Here is a 20,631-nt window from a genome sequence, read left to right on the forward strand (position 1 = left end):
GCTTAATGTTTTATCCCTGCCGGGTCTGACGAATGTCCACCAGCTTCAGCAGTTAGGAGGTGCGCACAAGAAGCAGTCAGGCTTATTTCAAATGAAGCAATATTCCATCATCCCTTATCAAGCCATGATTACAGTGGATCAGTTTACGTTGTTTGAGGGATCGGATATGGATACCTTTTTTATGGCTCCACATGCATCGGAGAGCATTCAGGCAACTCGTGAAAATTCCATGGAACGCAGTTTTACGCTATATAATCCAACGCATGAACAGGTGCTGATCCGGGAGACCGAATCACCCAATCCACTGTGGGAGTTCAGGCTAGGTAGCGAAAATCAGCGAGCCCGTCTGTCCGTCAATGGAGTGACTACCGGATTCATTACCAATGGTAACGGGAACGGGAAAGTCGTCGTTATTCTGGCTTCCGCCTACCGTTTCGGCTGGGTACTGTTCCTCATAGGGATACTGGGTGGAGCAGCTTGTTTTCTTCCTTATCGGCGATGGAAGAAGCGAAATCTTCCATAAAAAGCAAGCTGCTCAGTGGGGAAATGGGTAGCCATGATACGGCTACATCTCATATTTGTAGCCTCTGCCCCAGACGGTACGGATATGCTGAGGATTTTTAGGGTCACGTTCTATTTTTTTGCGAAGGCTGGAAATATGTACGTCGATGGTACGATCCAGATAAGCGCCATCTCCACCTTTGATCCGATCCATCAGCTCGCTGCGGGTAAAGACTTTACCTGGATTGCAGGACATCTCTTTTATAATGGAAAATTCAATTTGAGTGACTTCTATTTCTTGGTCATCGACTAACAGGCTATGACGGTAATCATTCACCCAAACCCTTACCTTTTTAAGCTTTTGAGTTACCGTTTGCGATTCAATGGGCATGTTGGGGCCGCAGCGGCGCAGCAGGGCTTTGATGCGGGCATTTAACTCTATCAGGCTGAATGGTTTGCATAAGAAGTCATCTGCTCCGTCGTCCAGAGCCTTTATTCTTATATTCAGCAGGGTGTTATTAGAGATGACCAGCATAGGGACCGTAGTAAATTGACGGATTTGGCTGATCAGCGCACATTCGACTTTACCGGAAAACATTAGAGCGGTCACAATAATATCGGGCTTAAAACGCATAAGTGTAGGAATTGCAAGTTTAGAGTCATAAATAAGCTCGGTATGATAGCCTTCCTCCTGAAGATGAAGAGCAATCATATCTGCCAAACTTTTTTGATCTTCAATGATGAGTATTTTTATGGGCATGACTGACATCTCCTGTACGGATAAAGATACAATTACATTGCATAAGTATGTATTTTCCACGATAATACATACTTATGTATTCGGCAGAAATGCGAAAATCGAACAGTCCTATAATGAAAGAAAAATATTAATTTAGAGGAAGAAGGTTGCATCTTTGCGAATGATTTTATTATCTGGAGGTTCGGGTAAACGTCTATGGCCCTTATCCAATGTGAACCGCCCCAAGCAGTTTCTTTCTATTTTACGTCATGATGAACGTCCAGAAAGCATGCTGCAACGAATATGGAGGCAATTAGATGAGGCGAATTTGGCAGATGAGGCCTATTTTTCAACGAGTGGAACTCAGGCCGAGCTGATTCGGGGGCAAATTGGCGGAGATGCTGTAGTGATTGAGGAGCCGACTCAACGGGATACCTTCCCGGCCATTTCTCTGGCTACGGCCTACTTGCATGACGTTGCAGGCGCATCACGCGATGAGATCGTAGGGGTCATGCCTGTGGACGGGTATGCGGGGGATGAATTTTTCGAGCATCTGCGTAGGCTTCCTTCGATATTAGAGCAATCAGGAAGCCATATCGCATTAATGGGGGCTGCCCCAACGGAGCCCTCAGATAAATACGGATATATTGTGCCTTCAGCCTCTCCTTCACTTGACCAGCCATATTATAGGGTTAGTTCATTTGTAGAAAAGCCGGATCTGATCCGTTCAGAAGCGTTGATCCGTGAAGGGGCCTTATGGAATTGCGGGGTGTTTGCTTTTAGACTGGGCTTTTTGTTGGATATTCTGAAGCAAATGGGTTTACCAGCCGACTATGAATCTCTTTCGACAAATTACGCAGACTTACCTAAAACTAGCTTCGATATTGCGGTAGTAGAGCATACTCATAAGCTCTCCGTGCTTCCCTATCATGGAGAGTGGAGAGACTTGGGCACATGGGATTCTTTGGTACGGGAAGTAAGTTCGAAGCTGAGTGGCCCGGGATATATTTCAGAAGCTTCACATGACTCGCATATCATCAATGAACTGGAGATTCCGGTTAGCATCTGGAATGTTCCAGACATTATTGTCGTTGCTGGTCCAGATGGCGTGCTGGTTACGGATCGACAGTCGTCAACAGGAATTAAGGATATGGTGGCAGAAATTGAAATCGGCCCGCGTTTTGAGGAGCGCTTCTGGGGAAAGCAAACCGTATTATCCCATCAACAGGCGGCAAGTGGATTGCAGACAGTGACCAAACGCGTGGTCATTTCAAATGGGAGATTTATCAGCTATCATGAGCATCAGTTTCGTAAAGAAGTTTGGACTATAGTTTCTGGAACCGGGAGTGTCTCTATTAATGGCGTGACACAGACAGTCAGCCCTGGTGAGGTCATCGTCATAGAACCCGGTACAAAGCATTTTATAGGGGCAGTAGAGGGAGATTTAGAATTCATTGAGTCACAAATCGGACATATCGTATCCGAAACGGATATTATCCGATATGAATTTCCTGATTCGATTGACGATCATACTCTATGAAGTGTCTACAATATAGGGACTGATAGATACGAACGAGGTTTATCAGAAGGCAGTGAAGAGTAGTAGGAACTATTTTTTATTAGAGCTTAGATGACCTGTACATTCCTAAAAAAGGTATTCATGCGCTACACGAATGAATACCTTTTTTTGCATAAACAGTTCTTTGTGTGCGTAATGAAATGGATAGAAAAGAGACTTATAAAATAAGTTTCTTGGAGGTCAGCCACTCTTTTACAGCGTCTGTACTGAGATCTCTTTTAGGCGTCCATTCTATTTTATCAACCAGCTTGCCGTTTCTGAATTCTGCAATGGTGGGGGTGTATTTAACGTTGTAATCCTCTTTGAATTTATTCCATTGGGGCTTGTCCTTATGGATTTTGTGAACGTTCAAAAAAGTAATTTTAGAGCCTAGATTATACTGTTCGATCATCTTGTTAAAGTTAGGCTCAAACCGATTGCAGTCGCCACAACTCGGTCTGCCGACATAGACAAATACACTTTGATCCTGTTGAATCAAACTCTTAAAACCATCAAATGTAACCGCATTCAAGTGGTCATATATTTCTGGGTAATTGCTTTTGCTCGCTTGGATTTCTTTGTCTTTTTGTTGAACAACCTGCTCTAGGTCTTGAAATTTAACTACAGCTGAAATAGCGATACCAATGACAAGCAACACAATGACACTTAACCCGGCGATATATCCTTTTTTCACAGAAATCCTCCTTTTTTTACATTCTTACACTTACAATAAATGATATTTCCATTTTTCGCTGTAACACTTGTCTCATTATGTATAAAAAAAGAAGCTTTCCATGGGGAAAGCTTCTTTAATCAGCATTTTGCATAATTCGATTCCCAACGCTTGTAAGTACAGTATATAGACGAACTAAAGCGTTTCGATCTATATACTGCTGATTTGAAAACGCTCCTGGGATTTATGCAAAATGCTCTAGTCTGAAAGTTAAACGTTAGACCACAACAGTCAACAAGTAATCCTCACGCTTCACTTCAGTTTCCATTGTGTTCAACACATCCAGGTATTGAGCGGAATTTGTTACGATAATCGGCGTAGCCGTAGTATAGCCTGCCGCCTTAATTTGCTCGATATCAAATTCAAGCAACAGTTGTCCTTGCTTAACTATATCGCCTTCCTTGACGCGCTTGTCAAAGAATTGTCCTTTCAGCTTCACTGTATTAACACCCACGTGAATCAGAATTTCTGCTCCGTCATTGGAAGTAATACCGATGGCATGTCCGGTCGGGAATACTGTCGTAATCGTTCCATTGACAGGAGATGTCAGCACACCCTCTGTAGGATCAATCAGGATTCCTTTCCCCATAGCACCTGAAGCAAAAGCAACATCAGAAGATTGTTCCAAAGGCAATACTTTACCTTGCAGTGGGCTTACGAGAATTTCTTTCTCGATTGCCACTTCTTTCTTTACGGGTGCAGCTTCTGTTTTTGCAGTTTCTTCTTTTGGATCATCAAAGCCCAAAATCATAACCAATACAACTGCAAGTACAAAGGCAACGAGCAAACCGATGACTACCCACAAGAATCCAGGTCCGAAATAAGTCGGCAACGCCAGTAGACCCGGTAATGCAAAGGATTGTGCGTGCGCTCCGCCAGAAGCGATAATCGCCCCGCCGATTGTTCCGGAAATACAAGCATAAATGAACGGCTTTTTCAATTTTAAAGTTATTCCATAAATTGTTGGTTCTGTAATCCCAAAAATAGCGGCCAGCGTAGAGGAACCTGCCAAAGCCTTCATCTGAGTGTTCCGGGATTTCAGGAATACCCCCAATGTTGCACCAGCCTGAGAAAGTACGGCTGCTGTAAGCATCGGAAGCATCGTGTCATAGCCCAATGTTGCAATATTCGACAGCATGACTGGAACGAAGCCCCAGTGTACGCCGAAAATAACAAACACTTGCCAGAATGCCCCGGCAACAGCCCCGGCAATTAGTGGGCTTAAATTGTATACCCATGTAAAACCGTTTGCCAAGCCCTGACTGATCAGGTTACCTACTGGACCAAAGGCCAGAAATGTTAACGGAATAACGACCAGGAGCGAAAGCATCGGCACGATAATGTTTTTAACCGATTGATGGATAAAGGAATTGAACCAGCGCTCCACATAGGACTGAACCCAGACCGCGAGAATAATTGGAATGACACTGGAACTGTAATTAATCAGAATGATCGGAATACCTAAAAACGCCAATCTTTCTGGGTTGCTTACCGCCGTTATAACTGCTGGATAGACCAGAGCTCCAGCGATTGCCACCGATACAAAGGTGTTTGTCTTAAATTTACGGGACGATGTAATAGCCAAAAACACAGGTAGAAAATAGAAAACACTGTCGGAAGCTGCACTTAGGATCAGGTACGTACCGCTTTTATCATTAATCCATTGAAAAGATAAAATTAACGCCAGTAGCCCTTTAAGCAAACCCGCCCCGGCAAGAGCACCGAGAATGGGAGAAAAAATGCTGGAAATGATATCGACCGCTTTGCCAAGAAAATTCGTTTTTTCAGAAGATTCTTCCTTTTTGGCATTGGGATTATCTGCATCCTGCAAATTCGTTTCTGCCATCATATGCTCAAACACTTGACCTACATTGTTACCGATGACCACTTGAAACTGGCCGCTGCTTTCCACTACTGTAATGACACCAGGGGTTGCTTCCAGTGCGGCTTTGTCTGCTTTTGTACGATCATTTAATTTAAATCTCAAGCGTGTAGCGCAATGGAATACCGAATTGACATTCTCTTCGCCACCAACGAGGGTCACTATTTTTTTAGATAGTTCTTTATCACTCATGTTCAGAACTCCTTATGGGTTATTCTTGCTACTGATAGGATTTACTGTTTACATCTGTTGCTAAGATGCGCCGGCGTGCACCTTTTTAAACTTGTAAACAAGAAAAACCTAAACTCGTGGTGAAAACTACGCACTCTCCTATAGAGGAACGTCGATTTCACCATCAGTTTAGGTTTTGCCTGCCTTACCAGTCACAATCCATGAACGATGAGGATATGAAGTTGTTAATCTTATATGTTATTACGCTCAGTTACCCGATGAATATGGATAGTTAGATATACGTATTCATCCTTGCTTAAATATTGATCGTATGTTTTTTCCAGATACTCATTGATCTTTTGGGCACAAGCAAAAGCTTCGGTATACGTCTGCTTCACCTGGTTGTACAAAAATTCTTCACCACTGTGAATGACTTCTTTGCGAATCACTCGCATCGCAAAATATTGCAAATGTGTCAAAAATCTCGAATAGCTAAAAGAAGACTCATCCAGCACAATTCCGTAATGATACGTAATAATGTTCAATATATGTTGGACAATCTCAGTCATTTTCAGTGTAGATTTCATTTCGTTACCGTCGATCCGTGCATTCACCATATGCAATGCAATAAATCCTGCTTCATCTTCGCCCAATTTTACTCCGAGCGTATTTTCAATTTTTTGAAGAGCATCCAGTCCAACTGCAAATTCTTTTTTGTAGAAGCGTTTAATTTCATACAGCATCGCGTTTTGGAGTGCCAGTCCTTTTTCTAGCCGTTGTATGGCAAAATGAATATGGTCGGTCAACGTTAAATAAATATTATCGCTTAACTCCGTATCCAGCACTTCCGTTGCATGGGTTACGATTTCATTCACGACCTCCAGATGAGACACTGGAATATCGTTCAGCAGTTCAGTTAGTTTAGCCGTGAACTCGTTTTCATTTAACATGAAAATCTTATCTATTTTATCATCATCGACTTGATCGCCAGCCACCTTTTTGAAGGAAATACCTCTTCCCATCACGATGACCTCTTTGCCTTTATCGTTTTTAGTCAATAGGACGTTGTTATTGAGCACCTTCTCAATAATCATTGAAGTTCCCCCTCCCATCCTTTACCAATAAAAAATGCCTAAGCACAATTCAACACTATTGTTAGCAATAGCACTCAATTGAACTCAGGCATTGCCCGCATCACCGGTCACAATCCTTCGATATAGTGCTATTGTAGCACAAAAAAAAGCGATTTCAACATATTTTATTCTGATTCGACAAAAAATATTTCATATCAAGGCCCTTTTGCCTAATTTGCAAGTAAATCGTTACCTTACGTGGTCGTACGTTCAATGAGGCAGTACTCTAGCGAATGAAGCTCCATTTGGCGTCCAATCAGCTGAGGGGAAAGCATGAAAAAAGCATTTTGTGCTTGAGCCATGATGGGATTTTGAATCGTTGTAATCCCCATCGTATGCGCCAGCTCCGTGTTATCGAATCCGACAATCGCCAGATCTTCCGGTACGTTCAGCCGTTGTCTGCGTGCTTCGCAGAGAATGCCCACTGCTACATAATCGTTAGCACATAAAATAGCCTCTGGGAATTCTTCCCGACGCTGTAACAAATCCCGTACGACCTGTTCGCCATCACGGATATTATAAATAGAAGAGTGATTCCAGTGTTGCAACACTGGCAGATTGTTCTCACTCATGATCTGTTCGTAGGCTCGTTGTCTGCTATGGGTATTGATGCTGCTCGGACGACCAAAAGCGTTGGCTATACGAGTATAGCCTTTTTGTATCAAATGTTTTAGCGCTAACATATATCCTTCATACTGATCCATAGCGACGGAGCGAATATCGGTATGCTCCATTCGTTGCCACGAAACGATCGGGCCATATTTGCAATAGGTACTCAAAAAATCAGTGTCATTCACGCAGGAAATGATGACCAGCGCATCGACTCTTTTTCTTTTTAAATCCTCAAAGGCTTGAAGCTCTTTCTTTTTGTCTTCTCCCGAAGTATAAATAATGGTTTGGAATTCATACTGGCCGGCTACTTCCACAAAGCTGTCCAGAAAAGCCAGAACAATTTCATTAATAGTTGAAGTAATGATACCGATCTGAAGCGTCTGACCCTTGGATAGAGAAATGGCATTCCGATTAGGAACATAATCCAATTCCTGCATGATTTTTAAAATCTTAGTTCTTGTTTCGTGACTGACATGGGGTGACTGATTTAATACTCTGGATACCGTAGCTTTGGAAAAGCCCGCCAGTTTTGCAATTTGATCAAGATTCGACATGGTGCTTCTCCTCACATAAGAAAAAAATACTTGACATGAAACGCGTTACAACGATTAGGATGCTTATGAAGGCATTACGTCTATTTTAAAGCAACTGTCAATGCTTTTCAAAGGAGAACGGTTACTGTCCGGCGGCAAAGTTGTCGAAGTGCTACTCCCTGCACCAAAGGGGTATTATTTACTAGACCAAAGTAAAAATCTTAAATACGGAAAGAGGTTTTTATACTATGACTAAGACATTAAAAGGATTTCCCGAAAATTTCCTGTGGGGTGGTGCAACTGCAGCTAACCAATTGGAAGGCGCTTTTGACGTAGATGGAAAAGGATTGTCCAGTGCGGACATGGTTGCCTATGTACCCAAAGCAGAACGCAAGAACGATCATGCTATGGAGATTTCGTCCGAGCGACTTGAAGACATTTTGGCAGGCAAAGTCAATGCCCGTTTCCCAAAACGTGAAGGTGTGGACTTTTACCACCACTACAAAGAAGATATTGCATTGTTCGCTGAAATGGGCTTTAAAGTATTTCGTATGTCCATCCACTGGTCGCGGATTTTCCCGAATGGCTATGATGCCGAGCCGAATGAAGCAGGATTGCAATTCTACGACAATGTATTTGATGAGCTGCGCAAATATAATATTGAGCCCTTGGTAACATTGTCGCATTATGAAACACCGCTAGGTCTGACTCAGAAGTATAATGGCTGGCTGGGTCGTGAAGTCATACAACACTACGTAAATTATGCCGAAACGGTGTTTACACGCTATAAGGATAAAGTAAAATACTGGCTGACCTTTAATGAAATCAATGTAATGACCATGAGTCCGTTCACCGGTGGCGGTGTGGTTATTGACCGTGTAGAAAACAAACAACAAGCGATATATCAAGCATTGCATCATCAATTTGTAGCTAGTGCACTGGCGACCAAACGGGGACATGAGATCATCCCAGGCGCTCAGATCGGCTGTATGCTGGCTCGTATGGAAAGCTATCCACATACGTGTAATCCAGCGGATATACTGAAAGCCCAGCATGAAAATCAGATGAACCTGTTCTTTACGGATGTGCATGCCCGTGGGGAATATTCCAACTACATGAATCGTTATTTTGAAGAAAATAATGTTGTTATACACACAGAACCAGGCGATGCCGAAATTTTAAAAAATAACACGGTCGATTATATCTCATTCAGCTACTACATGACCTTGACCGTTTCTGCAGGTCCAGAAGGTGAGAAAGCAGCAGGAAACCTGATTGGCGGGGTGAAAAATCCATATTTACAGTCCTCTGACTGGGGATGGCAAATTGATCCGATCGGTCTGCGTGTTACGCTGAACACGTTATATGACCGCTACCAAAAGCCGCTGTTTATCGTGGAAAATGGCCTAGGTGCTTATGATAAGGTGGAAGAAGACGGATCTGTGCATGACACATATCGTATTGATTACTTGCGTCAGCATATTGTTCAAATGAAGGAAGCAATTGCCGACGGTGTTGATCTGATTGGTTACACCAGCTGGGGTCCTATCGACCTTGTGAGCATGTCTACTTCCGAAATGTCCAAGCGCTACGGATTTATTTACGTCGATCTGGATGATGATGGTAACGGAACGCTCAAACGCTCCAAAAAGGACTCATTTAACTGGTATAAAAATGTGATAGCAACCAATGGTGAAGAATTGTAATTTCATATCATCTCGGGCGGGTATAGCAGAGGACATCCTAAGGATGCAATCTGCTGTACCCGCTTTTTTGATAGACACAATAATAATATTTCAGAGGGCTTCACAAACTTTTCACTTGTAATAAGCTGAAAGTTTTCTGTATAATGAATAAAAATTTCATATGTCTGGTTGATGTTTGCGGGAGATGGAACGAAGGTTCCGACCGAAGGGGCAAAACTCTCAGGTGCTTAGGCTGATTACAGCAACAAGCGGGGACCGTAAACGGACAGAACTCTGGAGAGACCCTTAATTGGGCGCCGAAGGTGCACCGCAGAGAACATCTGCTTAAACTCTCAGGCAAAAGGACAGAGACGCGAATAACCTGTGACAGGGAATGCCCTAGGCTTTTTTATATTAGAGGCAGAAACCTGCGCAAGATGGTTGTATTTTTTCGTGCCTTTAACCTCTCCAGGAGTCGAATCAGCGGATTTGACTCTTTTTTGTTTTCTAATATGCTGGAGGAGCGGGTTGAAATGAATTTGGTACATGTGTTAGAAGCGATTAGTAGCTGGATATGGGGGGCGCCTCTCATCATTCTTGTCATGGGAACGGGGTTATGGCTGACCATACGTTTGAAGATGCTGCAGGTATTCCGCCTGCCCCTAGCGATCAAGCTGATCGGTAAAGCCCCGAATGAAGGCAGCGGGGATGTAAGTAGTTTTGCGGCTTTGAGTACAGCGTTGGCGGCTACAGTTGGCACAGGAAGTATTGTCGGCGTAGCAACAGCCATTAAGCTGGGCGGGCCGGGTGCCTTGTTCTGGATGGTCGTTGCAGCCTTTTTTGGGATGGCGACGAAATATGCGGAAGGTGTACTTGCGGTAAAATACCGGGTGAAGGATCGGAATGGGCAATTTTCCGGCGGCCCGATGTATTATATTGAGAAAGGTCTGGGACGCCGTTTTAAACCGCTGGCGATGCTGTTTGCTTTTTCGGGCATGCTGGTAGCGTTGTTCGGGATTGGAACGTTTCCGCAGGTCAAAGCGATTGTATCTTCGACCGAAAACAGTTTTGGCGTTCCGCCCATTGTAACGGCACTGATTATTGCTATCCTTACAGGACTTGTTACTATTGGAGGACTCAAAAGCATTGCCAAGGTATCGACGAAGGTCGTTCCTTTTAAAACAGGCTTGTACGTACTGATCTGTCTCATCGTACTGATTCGGTTTGCTGACCAACTTCCTGCCGCAATTGCGCTGGTGCTCCATTCGGCATTTTCAACTACATCTGCAACGGGCGGATTTGCCGGAGCTACGATTATGCTGGCGATGCGAAGTGGGGTAGCCAGAGGTATTTTTGCCAATGAGGCCGGATTGGGAAGCGCACCGATTGCAGCTGCAGCTGCCAAAACCAAATGGCCTGCGGAGCAAGGGCTAATTTCCATGACAGGCGTGTTTATTGATACGATGGTTATTTGTGTGATGACCGGGTTGACGCTACTGGTTAGTGGTGTGTGGAGCGGGCCTACCGATGCGGGCCTGATGACTCAGCAAGCATTTTCCAGCGCATTCCCGCTGGGGGCAGAACTGCTCACAATCATTCTGATTATGTTTGCGTTCACCACCATGCTCGGCTGGAACTATTACGGGGAACGCTGTGTTGAATATTTGCTTGGGGTCAAGTGGATTAAGCCATACCGCTATCTGTTCATCCTACTGGTTGCCGGGGGCGCGTTCATTAAACTGGATGCGATTTGGCTGCTGGCAGATATCTTTAACGCAATGATGGCTTTCCCGAACCTGATTGCCCTGCTCGGCTTATCAGGAATTGTAGTCGCAGAAACCCGAACCTATATGGATTCTCTGAATTCTAGTAAGAAAAAGGGCATTCTTGCAGGTGCCAGTGTAGGGGCAGCTATCCAAGTAGAAGAAAAAGGACAAACGGTTAATTCATAAATTCCAAAAGGGAGTGCCCTCAGTCATCACAGGCTTGAGGACACTCCCTTTTGAATGTTATAACGATGCGTGCAAAATAGCTGAAATATCTTCTTGATTCAGCTTTTTATAATTACCGAAGCCTCCGTATTCCATTTCACGGGCTGCAATGTTTGCGACTTTTTCCAATTGCTCATCATTAATATTGTAATCGGCCAGGGTGGAAGGGGCACCGAGACTTGTCCAGAATGCACTCAGGCGATCAATCCCCTCCAAAGCAATTTCCTTATCCGTTTTACCAGTGGTATCTAAATCAAACATGCTGAGCATCAGCCGCTTCATGCGTGCAGCATCCTGATCCACCGTATGTCTCATCCAGTTGGGGAAGAGGATCGCCAGACCGCCAGCATGAGGAATATCATATACAGCGGATAATGCATGTTCAATCGTATGCGAAGCCCAGTCCCCGAAGTAGCCCATTTGCAGTGTTCCGTTAAGGGCAATCGTTCCGGCATATAAAATCGTTTCACGATGCTCGTAGTTGTGCAAATCCTCCAGCAGCTTAGGTGCAGTTTCGATCACGGTTTGCAGCACGGAAAAGCACATACGATCTTGCAACGGTGTATTTTTAACATTGTGAAAATATTGTTCAAACACATGGCTCATCATATCCACCATGCCATATACCGTCTGATCACGTGGCACAGAGAAGGTGTTTTTTGGGTCCAGAATCGAGAATTTCGGATGCGTTACCGCGCTGCCCCATACGTATTTTTCGTTCGTTTCCCAGTTGGTGATAACAGAATCAGGATTCATTTCTGAACCGGTGGCGGCGAGTGTGAGGATGGTGCCGAATGGCAGAGCCTGGGTTGGCATGTGCTTTTTGTTGATAATATCCCACACGTCGCCGTCATATTCAGCCCCTGCTGCGATGGCTTTGGTGCAATCAATAACGCTTCCACCGCCTACAGCAAGTAAGAAGTCGATTTTTTCATTTCGGCAAATGTCGATACCCTTCTTAACGGTGGACAAGCGCGGATTCGGTTCTACGCCGGACAATTCATGAATGTTGAGATGTAGCGGCTCTAACGCGTTTAATACCTGGTCATACAGACCATTTCGTTTGACACTTCCGCCTCCATATACCAGCAAAATGTTTTTGCCGTAATTCAGCAGCTCCTGCTGGAGTTCTTCAATTTGATTGTCTCCAAAAATTAATTTGGTGGGGTTATAATATGTGAATTTGTTCATCTGGTAAGCTTCCCTCAGTTCATAGTTCATAGTTCATAGTTCATGTTCAAATCGTAAATCGCTTAACCTGATTGCCTGTTGGATACCTAACTTCATCATGTAAGCTATTTGAAATGACGATTAACTATTATACATGAAATGAATAAGGGAATTCAAGTAAATCTAATCTTTGACTGCTCCGGCGGCAAGATCGGAAATAAACTGGCGGCTAATGAAAAGAAATAAAATAATAAGTGGCAGTACAGCCAGCAGGGTGCCCGCAATGACCATCGCATAATCCATATTGTAAATCCCGTTCAATTGTGACAGTGCAATCTGGAGCGTGAATTTACGTTCATCCGTTAAGACGATTAGCGGCCATAAATAATCATTCCAGGCTCCTATAAAGGTAAATGCGCCGAGAAAAGCGAACGCAGGACGTAGAATAGGCAGTGCTACATTCAAGTACAGTCGAAAAAAGCTGCATCCGTCCATCCGGCCCGCATCCAGCAGTTCCTTTGGAATGGATTCTTCCGCATATTGACGAATCCAGAAAATGCCGAAGGCATTTACCATCCCCGGGATGATAAGCGCTTTGAACGTACCTACCCATCCAAAGGAGGCCATCATGACAAAGGAGGGGACAAGCGAAAGTTGTGAAGGGACCATCATCGTAGCTAGCAGAACGATAAATAGCACTTTTTTGCCCGGAAAATCAAACTTGGCGAATGCAAAACCTGCCAGTGAATCGAAAAACAGAACCAATAGGGTAACAGAACCGGCTACAAAAAGGGTATTAAAAAAGGCTCCGGCAAAATTAATCTGTTGTAATACTCTCGTTATGTTATCCAAGAAGTGGCTGCCAAACCACAATTGTGGTGGAAAACGATAGATGTCTGAGGTTGTACGGGTTGCCATGACGATCAGCCAGTAAAATGGAAACATCGACAGAATGATTCCCACCAACAATCCGGCATATAAAACAAAGGATTTTGCGCGTGTCTGCATCATGTTGTGAAGCTCCTTCCCATCGTTATTTTTTACCTTGAACGAGTTTCCAGTTTATGATGGAGAATAGAGCAATGATGAGGAACATGCCCCATCCGACGGCTGCACCATATCCAAAATAGTTGTTAATGAACGACTCGCGATACAGGTATAAAACGATGGTCATGCCACTTGCCCCGGAACCGCCGTCATTACCGACAAGGACCTGTGGCTCGGTGAAGAGCTGCATACCGCCGATGGTGGACGTAATCACCGTAAACAGAATGACTGGGCGTAGCATGGGGATAGTGATGCGGAAAAAAGCTTGCGCTCCGGTTGCCCCGTCTATTTTGGCGGCCTCATACAGCACATGCGGAATACTCTGGAGTCCGGCCAAATAGATGATTGCGTTATAGCCCATCCATCTCCATACGACCATAGAAGAAATGGCAATTTGGATACCCCATGGCACATTCAACCATTGAACCATGGGTAGTCCCAAGAGTTGCAGAAGGTAGTTGAGAAATCCAAAATTGTTGGCAAATAAGGCACCAAATATGATGGCAACAGCCACAATAGACGTCACATTGGGCAGGAAGAATCCAACTCGCCATAAGGTGCGCATTTTCACAAAAGGGGCATAAAGCAGAAAGGCAATAATCAGTGCGAAGAATAGCATTGGAATCGTGGCGTACACCCAAATCACAAACGTATTGCCTACAGCCTGCCAAAATTCATTGTCTGTCACAAGGTAGCGAAAATTGCCCAAGCCGTTGTAGGTCATGTCTCCGATCCCGTCCCATTTGTGAAACGCTAGATATAATGAAAAACCAATCGGAAACAGTCCAAAGATGCCAAACAGTAGATAAAACGGCGAGATCGCAGCATAAACGGCACGGTGCTTCCAGATTTCTCTCAGCATAATGTCCACACGCCTTTTTTGAATTTTGTTTTTTTTACCGCTGTAATTCCCGTTCGATTCGATCCATCGTTTCCGTCCATAATGCATCAGGATTAGCATCCTGCTTGGCGACATTAGCAAGGCGACGGGTCACAATGCCGTGGATGACAGGATAGCGCTCGCCGAAATAGCTGCTTTTCACATGACGTGCGGAGGTGGCAAAGATGAGTCCGGTGGCCTGACCACCAAAGAAAGGCTCGGGTGTCCCCATGATAGGATCGTTATAGACGCCGGGAGTGGACGGGAACAGTCCGATTTTGTGGTAGGCTTCCAGCTGGTGTTCCGGGTTTTGCAGCCAGGTCAGGACTTCAAAGGCTTCTTTGGGATGTTTGCTGGATTTGAGGATAGAAATGAAAGAACCACCCAGGTTGCCGTCTCCTCCAGGAGCACGGGCGACTCTCCATTTGCCCGCTGTATCCGGCGCGGCCTCTGTGAGAACTTGCTTCATCCAGATAGCCCCTACAAAAGAGGCAATTTTGCCGTTATTGACCGAAGCGTTCCATTCGGGAGTCCAGCCATCCGCATTGGCGAGCAGATGCTTCTTGTGGAAATCGACAGCGGTTTTCCAGCCCAGACGGATGTCAGGAGATTGATTGCCGATGTAGCTGCCATCCGACTTGAAGTAAAGGTTTGTGTGCTGAGCGAGCACTTGATTGTAAACGTTTACAATATTATCAGCCAAAAATGAACGGCTTCCGAATTTCTGCTCAAGTTGTTCTCCGGCTGCCATGTAATCATCCCATGTGCGGATGGAGGCACTAACCTTTTCAGGATCACTAGGCAAGCCTGCTTGTTCAAACAGATCACTTCGGTAGAAGAGGGCGGTAGGCCCAGTATCCATGGGAAATGCAATCATTTTACCATCAGGAGTGATCCCTTGATTCCATTTCCATTCCAAATATTGATCCTTCAAGCGGTCTGCTCCGAGTTCCCTTAAGTCATAAAAACGATCCGCACTGGGGAACAGCTCCACCATCCAATCGTTCAGAGCTACGATGTCTGGTTCACCGGAACGAGCTGCGAGCGTTGTCTTCAGTTTGGCTTTGAAGTCACCGCCTATTTTTTGAGTTTTTAATTCAATGTTGGGAAATTGTTTTTCCGCTTGGGCGAGTAGTTCATCGTCAATGGAACGGTTCCAGTACCATAATGTAAGCGTTATCTTTTTTCCATTTGACAAATTAGTTTCAGATGATTGACTTTCAGAGGACGAGGGTTCACTACAAGCACTGAACATCGTGAGAAAAGCAAGACATAATACCAGCCATTGTACTGTCTTCACATCATTTCCCTCCTTGCTGTCTGAGATAATCTGCCTGCTAAACAAGTTGTAAATGGTTTAGCTCCATCATATGAAGCTGTTACCCATTTATGTGCATTGACTTAACCAAAAACAAAAAAATTGAAACAAAGCATGTATAGAAATTAAATACTCTAAAGATATTGATCCTACTAATTCGAAGGATGATAAAACAATAAGGCAGATATTATGTCAAAAGGAATCTAAATCGTCAATGCTGAGCAATATCCTGGAAAAATTCAATGATGAATTCGAAGAACGATTTCTCTATATCAGTGTGCAGTTCCCCAGCAGGATAGGACAGATAGATTGTTCGCATACATCGAGGCTCCCTGATTTGAAGCAGCTTGATGTCTTCGGTTACGACGTTCCTCCACAGGATAGAAGGAATAAAGGAGATGCCAAGCCCTGTTTGAATCAACCCTCTTACCGTAGCCGGATCATCACTTTCAAAGACGATGTTCGGTTCAAAAGGGATATGAGTAAAAAAGCGGTCCGTTGTTTTCCTAAGCGAATTACCAGGTGTAAGGCTGATAAACTTCTCATGCTCTAGATCTTTCAGGAATACGGTGTTCTGAGCGCTCAGAGGGTGAGAATTTGGTACGCCAAGCAAAATTTCCTCCTCCAGCAGGATCGCATGCTCGTTGCCTGCCAACTCTTCGGACGTAATCGCAAAATCGTACGCCAGTCCTTTCTTCACCATCGCAGGGTGCTGGGTCAGGTTGAATCTAATTTGAGGGTAGAGATCGCGAAACTTACCGACAAGGTTGGGCAATAGCATAGAGCCGACAGCGACGTATAACGTGATGACCTCTACCTTTTCGTTCTTCATTTCTTTGACTTCGGATACGCCTTGCTCTAGCGCTGATAGCGACTGGTTCACTCTTTTCAGGAACTTCTTGCCATATTCATTCAGCACGATATGTTTTCCTTCGCGGTCAAATAGCTGCACACCCAATTCCGTCTCCAGGTTTCTAATCATTTTACTTAAGGCAGGCTGTGAGATAAACAATTCGTTCGCGGCACGTGTGACATGTTCATACTTCGAGGTCACTTGAAAATACTTAAGCTGCAAATAATCCATTATGGAGTAGCTCCTTTATAACCATTAGGTTATCGATTATATGTGAATATATATATTTTACAGGTATTTGCTCACTTATTACAATTGACAATGTAAGAAATTGAATCCGCTAAAGGTGGTGAGATTCTGAACATCGTTTTTACATTTCCCGGCCAGGGGTCACAGGTTCCTGGAATGCTCCAAGATGTGCCCGAGTATGTGAAAAAGGCAACAAGTATCATCGGAAATGAACTGCGTGATGATGAGAAGGCTATGGGCTCAACGGTCTGGATTCAGACGGCACTCTTCGTTAAGGAGACGGCAATAGCCTATCGGTTGATCGAGCAGGGTATCCGGCCCCAATTCGTGGCAGGGCACTCCATTGGTGCATTTCCTGCGGCGGTCATCGCGGGAGTTCTTTCGTTCGAGGATGCGCTTCGGATCGTATGGCTCCGTGCCAGGTTGATGGAAGAAGCCTTCCCTGAAGGCTATGGAATGGGTGTGATTATGGGGCTTACGAAGGCAGAGGTTCAACAAGCCGTGCTTCTCTCCCATAGTGAGGCGACGCCAGTCTATCTCTCGAATATAAACGCAGAGCAACAAATCGTCGTATCCGGATCATTGGTAGGGTTAAATAAAGCATTTATGCAAGTGAAAGAGCTTGGGACCGCTAAAACGGCGCTTCTGAAGGTTCCGATTCCTTCACACTCCCCGCTGATGTCAGAGGTAGCCAATAAGCTATTGCTGAAAATACACACTTTTTCTTTGCGGGACGCTCAAATACCATATTTGGTGAATCATACGGGCAGAAAGACGAAAGCCAAGGAAAAAATCGCGGAGGACCTTGCACTAAACGTAGCATATCCCGTTCGGTGGATGGATATGGCGGCTGTCTGCGTCGAATCGGGAGCTGACTGTTTCATCGAGATGCCGCCGGGTCATACTCTTTCCAGACTTGTCAAGCAAGCCCACAAGGATACCCGGCAAATGGCCGTGGACGAGATCGGTCTGGAAGCGACTCAGTATCTGATTAGAAAATGGAAGGAGCAAGAAGAATGAATAAAGTACTGCGATCCTGGTCACAAAAACGTGATAAAAAGCAGGAAAAGTTAGGAAAGGTGGAAAAGTGGCTCGACGGAAAATACATCGACTCCTCCCGAATTGTCGACCTGATGGAGGCGCTAATTGATCCAGGCGCGAAGGTCGTCCTGGAAGGAGATAACCAGAAGCAAGCGTCTTTCCTTTCCCAGAAGCTGCTGGAAGTCGATCCTGGCAAAGTGCATGATTTGCATATGATTATGTCCAGCATTTCAAGACCCGAACATTTGGATATTTTCGAGAAGGGCATCGCTGGGAAGCTGGACTTCTCCTACAGTGGCTCCCAAAGCCTGCGTGTTGCGCAAATGATTGATGACGGGATACTTAAGCTCGGTGACATCCATACGTATTTGGAATTGTTCGGACGTCTCTTCATTGACCTTATTCCAGATGTGGTGCTGGTAGCGGCAGACAAATCAGATCGCGAGGGCAATCTGTATACCGGAAACAATACAGAAGAAACTCCGACGATCGTGGAAGCGGCCGCTTTCAAGGATGGGATCGTGATCGTGCAGGTCAACGAAATCGTGGACGAGCTGCCGAGAACCGATATTCCAGCCTCCTGGGTCGACGTCATTGTACAAGCCGACAAACCGTACGCACTGGAAGCACTGTTCACCCGTGATCCGCAGAATATTACTGAACTGCAAATCCTGATGGGCATGATGGCGATCAAGGGTATTTATGGAAAACATCAGGTGCAGTCGCTTAATCACGGCATTGGCTTTAATACTGCAGCGATTGAGCTTTTGCTGCCGACCTATGGTGAACAGCTTGGCCTGAAAGGGAAGATTGCCAAGCACTGGGCCCTGAATCCGCATCCAACTTTGATTCCGGCGATTGAATCGGGTTGGGTCGAAAGCATTCACAGCTTTGGAGGCGAGGTCGGTATGGAGAAATACATTGCGGCTCGTTCAGATGTGTTCTTCGTCGGCAAGGACGGATCTATGCGCTCCAACCGCGCGATGTGTCAGGTTGCAGGCCAGTTCGCTGTAGATATGTTTATCGGATCAACGCTACAAATGGACTGTGCAGGTAATTCGTCTACCGTTACTTCCGGCAGATTGTCCGGTTTTGGAGGAGCGCCGAATATGGGGCATGATCCTCGGGGGCGGCGACATGCGACTCCTGCCTGGCTTGACATGATCGAGCGCCCGACGGAACTCTCCAAAGGCCGGAAATTGGTCGTGCAGATGGTTGAAACATACGGTGCCAACAAAAAGCCAGTATTTGTAGATTCGCTAGATGCCATCAAGGTGAAGGATGAATCTGGTCTTGCCATTACGCCAGTCATGATTTACGGGGATGATGTCACCCACGTCCTTACCGAGGAAGGCATTGCATACCTCTACAAGACGGACAGCATAGAGGAGAGAAAGAAGGCGCTCGCGGCAATCGGAGGCGTAACGCCTTTAGGGATGGAAAGCAATGAGAGCGATGTAAGCCTGCTGCGTGACAGAGGGATCGTGGCCTATCCGGAGGATCTTGGGATCATGCGCAGACAAGCCAAGCGCTCGATGCTGGCAGCACAGACGATTAACGATCTCGTAGATTGGTCAGACGGATTGTATGATCCGCCGGCTAAATTCCGGAGCTGGTCTTAAAGCCATGCTCACGATGAAGCATACAGCTTTCGCGGCTTCTCTGGCTGCCAAAGCTGTAAAGGCACTGATGGAAGAGGCTCTTCTTACGCCCAAGCCTGGACTTGTCGATGCCAGAGACAATGGCTCTCATACAGATATGTCCATCGAGCTAATGCTTGCATCCGCGAGAGTATTGGAGAATACGTTTCGGGAAATAGCCATTGTGTCATACCTTCACCCGGTGGACCAGACTTTGCGCGAAAAGATAGCTCTAATCGGGCGGGAAGGCGAGAAGGTGATGCTCAGTGCAACGAACGGTATCAATACACATAAGGGTGCCATTTGGGCCCTTGGCCTTTTAACCAGTGCACGGGCAGCCTTTCCAAGGGAACGGGATCCACATCAGATTATGAGTATTGCAGGAAGAATCGCATCGTTCCATGACCGGTATCGCCCGGTGCAGCAGACGAATGGACAATCGGTTAAGAAGAGATACGCGGTAGTAGGGGCAGAGGAAGAAGCGAAGCTAGGCTTTCCACACATCCGGGACGAAGCTTTGCCTGCTTTGCTGCGCGCCAGGGCTTGTGGGAAGACAGAGGTGGAAGCACGCATAGAAGCTTTATTGGCCTTGATGGCAAGTGTGGATGATACCTGCATCCTGCACCGCGGTCAGTTGACGGATCTGATGGCGATTCAGAGAATGTCCGCAGCGTTCCTTGCAGCAGACGGATTAAGAACCCAGTCTGGCAGAAAGCTGCTCTACCGCTTGTCCGAGTATTGCAATGTTAGACAACTCTCGCCCGGAGGCAGTGCCGACCTGCTAGCTGCCACATTATTTCTTATCGATTGATACTTTTAATTGGAGGTGTTTCTGAAGGATGGAAAAATTACAGTTTCAATACCAGACTACGAAGCCCATCTGTAAGCCGGCACA

Annotated in this window: 16 protein-coding genes, 1 pseudogene and 2 riboswitches; of the genes and pseudogenes, 7 read left to right on the forward strand and 10 right to left on the reverse strand. The window is 45.4% G+C overall.

Going from position 1 to position 20,631, the window contains the following annotated elements:
• Positions 1-523 (forward strand): annotated as a pseudogene (locus GRP75_RS09360) (hypothetical protein); the annotation flags it as partial.
• A gap of 42 nt (positions 524-565) precedes the next feature.
• Here the strand turns inward: GRP75_RS09360 and GRP75_RS09365 are convergent.
• Positions 566-1,261 (reverse strand): response regulator transcription factor, encoded by a 696-nt coding sequence (locus tag GRP75_RS09365; protein WP_023990005.1) that lies wholly within the window; start codon positions 1,259-1,261, stop codon positions 566-568.
• A 160-nt stretch (positions 1,262-1,421) separates the two neighbouring features.
• Between GRP75_RS09365 and GRP75_RS09370 the strand changes: the two genes are divergently transcribed.
• Positions 1,422-2,780, forward strand: coding sequence for a sugar phosphate nucleotidyltransferase (locus GRP75_RS09370; RefSeq protein WP_160789158.1), 1,359 nt, complete (start codon positions 1,422-1,424; stop codon positions 2,778-2,780).
• 196 nt (positions 2,781-2,976) lie between these two features.
• Here the strand turns inward: GRP75_RS09370 and GRP75_RS09375 are convergent, their stop codons facing one another.
• The 4 genes from GRP75_RS09375 to GRP75_RS09390 form a co-directional block, all read right to left on the reverse strand.
• Positions 2,977-3,492, reverse strand: coding sequence for a thioredoxin family protein (locus GRP75_RS09375; protein ID WP_028541550.1), 516 nt, complete (start codon positions 3,490-3,492; stop codon positions 2,977-2,979).
• Between the two features lie 256 nt (positions 3,493-3,748).
• A complete protein-coding gene (locus GRP75_RS09380; RefSeq protein WP_160789159.1) occupies positions 3,749-5,605 on the reverse strand; it encodes a beta-glucoside-specific PTS transporter subunit IIABC in 1,857 nt (618 codons plus the stop codon).
• Positions 5,606-5,835: 230 nt separating this feature from the next.
• Positions 5,836-6,678 (reverse strand): BglG family transcription antiterminator LicT, encoded by an 843-nt coding sequence (gene licT / locus GRP75_RS09385; protein WP_160789160.1) that lies wholly within the window; start codon positions 6,676-6,678, stop codon positions 5,836-5,838.
• A 233-nt stretch (positions 6,679-6,911) separates the two neighbouring features.
• A complete protein-coding gene (locus GRP75_RS09390; protein ID WP_160789161.1) occupies positions 6,912-7,883 on the reverse strand; it encodes a LacI family DNA-binding transcriptional regulator in 972 nt (323 codons plus the stop codon).
• Between the two features lie 227 nt (positions 7,884-8,110).
• Here GRP75_RS09390 and GRP75_RS09395 point away from each other — a divergent pair, with 227 nt between their 5' ends.
• Positions 8,111-9,568: a glycoside hydrolase family 1 protein gene (locus GRP75_RS09395; protein ID WP_160789162.1), complete on the forward strand. Its 1,458-nt coding sequence runs from the start codon at positions 8,111-8,113 to the stop codon at positions 9,566-9,568.
• A 168-nt stretch (positions 9,569-9,736) separates the two neighbouring features.
• Positions 9,737-9,813: riboswitch (glycine riboswitch) on the forward strand.
• 18 nt (positions 9,814-9,831) lie between these two features.
• Positions 9,832-9,926, forward strand: a riboswitch (glycine riboswitch).
• A 154-nt stretch (positions 9,927-10,080) separates the two neighbouring features.
• The gene (locus GRP75_RS09400) at positions 10,081-11,499 is read left to right on the forward strand and encodes an alanine/glycine:cation symporter family protein (RefSeq protein ID WP_023989998.1); all 1,419 of its coding nucleotides are present in this window, start codon (positions 10,081-10,083) and stop codon (positions 11,497-11,499) included.
• Between the two features lie 57 nt (positions 11,500-11,556).
• Here GRP75_RS09400 and GRP75_RS09405 read toward each other — a convergent pair whose 3' ends face one another.
• The 5 genes from GRP75_RS09405 to GRP75_RS09425 form a co-directional block, all read right to left on the reverse strand.
• The gene (locus GRP75_RS09405; protein WP_053325982.1) at positions 11,557-12,729 is read right to left on the reverse strand and encodes an iron-containing alcohol dehydrogenase; all 1,173 of its coding nucleotides are present in this window, start codon (positions 12,727-12,729) and stop codon (positions 11,557-11,559) included.
• A gap of 162 nt (positions 12,730-12,891) precedes the next feature.
• Complete coding sequence (locus tag GRP75_RS09410) at positions 12,892-13,719, reverse strand: carbohydrate ABC transporter permease (RefSeq protein ID WP_160789163.1); 828 nt, start codon at positions 13,717-13,719, stop codon at positions 12,892-12,894.
• A 22-nt stretch (positions 13,720-13,741) separates the two neighbouring features.
• Positions 13,742-14,617, reverse strand: a complete 876-nt coding sequence (locus tag GRP75_RS09415) for a carbohydrate ABC transporter permease (RefSeq protein ID WP_160789168.1) — start codon at positions 14,615-14,617, stop codon at positions 13,742-13,744.
• A gap of 34 nt (positions 14,618-14,651) precedes the next feature.
• Entirely contained in the window at positions 14,652-15,935 is a 1,284-nt protein-coding gene (locus GRP75_RS09420; RefSeq protein WP_160789164.1) for an extracellular solute-binding protein, read from the reverse strand.
• A gap of 229 nt (positions 15,936-16,164) precedes the next feature.
• Positions 16,165-17,037 (reverse strand): LysR family transcriptional regulator, encoded by an 873-nt coding sequence (locus tag GRP75_RS09425; RefSeq protein ID WP_160789165.1) that lies wholly within the window; start codon positions 17,035-17,037, stop codon positions 16,165-16,167.
• A gap of 174 nt (positions 17,038-17,211) precedes the next feature.
• Here GRP75_RS09425 and GRP75_RS09430 point away from each other — a divergent pair, with 174 nt between their 5' ends.
• From GRP75_RS09430 to GRP75_RS09440, 3 genes are read left to right on the forward strand one after another with little or no spacing between them, the layout of a single operon-like run.
• A complete protein-coding gene (locus GRP75_RS09430) occupies positions 17,212-18,075 on the forward strand; it encodes an ACP S-malonyltransferase (protein ID WP_160789166.1) in 864 nt (287 codons plus the stop codon).
• The gene (gene mdcA / locus GRP75_RS09435; RefSeq protein WP_160789167.1) at positions 18,072-19,718 is read left to right on the forward strand and encodes a malonate decarboxylase subunit alpha; all 1,647 of its coding nucleotides are present in this window, start codon (positions 18,072-18,074) and stop codon (positions 19,716-19,718) included. Before GRP75_RS09430 ends, mdcA begins: the two co-directional genes overlap by 4 nt.
• A 4-nt stretch (positions 19,719-19,722) precedes the next feature.
• Positions 19,723-20,547, forward strand: a complete 825-nt coding sequence (locus GRP75_RS09440) for a triphosphoribosyl-dephospho-CoA synthase (protein WP_160789169.1) — start codon at positions 19,723-19,725, stop codon at positions 20,545-20,547.
• Positions 20,548-20,631 lie beyond the last annotated feature (84 nt).

It is taken from the genome of Paenibacillus sp. OT2-17 (assembly GCF_009827695.1).
GTDB classification, from domain to species: Bacteria; Bacillota; Bacilli; order Paenibacillales; family Paenibacillaceae; genus Paenibacillus; species Paenibacillus polymyxa_B.